Source organism: Oleiphilus sp. HI0066, assembly GCF_001635725.1.
On the sequence record NZ_LWFH01001485.1, the window covers coordinates 1 to 960 of the forward strand.

Here is a 960-nt window from a genome sequence, read left to right on the forward strand (position 1 = left end):
CGGGCATCAGCTCTGCAAGAAAAGTACGACTCTTTGTCGCGACATGATAATTCGCATTTGCGAAATCCATGTTGAAGAAATTTCGTCCTAAATCATCCCAAAATACAGACTGCCCTTTTTCGCCATAAACACCCTGCAATTCAACGACAACCTGATCACTAAAGTACTCGGCAAATTGACGCATAAACATCAACCGAGCACGCGCAATGAGTTGAAAACAATCTGTATCAACCAAGTCATCGCGTATAGCCAATGAACACAAGACATTTCGGCCGGTCAACTCATGCGTTAAATGCAAGACAGACACTGGCGTATGAATGTCAAATTCTTCTGAGGCATGAATAAGCTCACCCAAACGATAGTTATAAAACGGTCGCTTAAGTTCGTTATTCATAGCAATACCCGAACAGGCAACAAGCTCTCCTGTTTGAGTATTTTCTAGAACAAATAAAAAGAACTTCCCCTCATCGCTGGGCGAATTTGGGGACTGAAAAGAACGCATTGATTGTTCAATGCGCTCCGCTAATCGAGCTCGTTTCCGAGGAAGAGACGCTATTCGTGCTTGGTTATCACGAACTAGCGATTCAATACTGCTTAGATCATCAAGTGTGCATGGACGCACTAGGTGCATTCTACACCTCCGTATTAACGAATTCCCTTACAGCCGTTCTAAGTAAAGCCATACCTTCATCGATATCCTTGTCCGCGATAATCAATGATGGCGCTAAGCGAAGTACATTTGGACCTGCGATCAAGGCCATCAAGCCTTGCTCCATCGCTTTAGCCATAATGTCTTTCGCTTTACCTTGATATTTCTCATTCATCTCGCAGCCAATTAATAAGCCGCAACTTCTAATCTCTTTAAACACTTGGAATTCAGCATTAATCTCTTCCAAAGCATTCACAAAACGTGCGTTCTTTTCTGGGACCTGCTCGATCACTTTTTTCTCTTCAAGCTCG

The 960-nt window shown here is 43.2% G+C and carries 2 protein-coding genes; both read right to left on the reverse strand.

From position 1 onward, the window contains the following. Positions 1–631 (reverse strand): arginine N-succinyltransferase (locus A3738_RS23015; protein WP_197473973.1); only part of this gene is annotated, 631 nt, incomplete at its 3' end. A gap of 1 nt (position 632) precedes the next feature. Then, positions 633–960: aminotransferase class III-fold pyridoxal phosphate-dependent enzyme (locus tag A3738_RS23020; RefSeq protein WP_156504436.1), on the reverse strand; the 328-nt coding region annotated here is incomplete at its 5' end.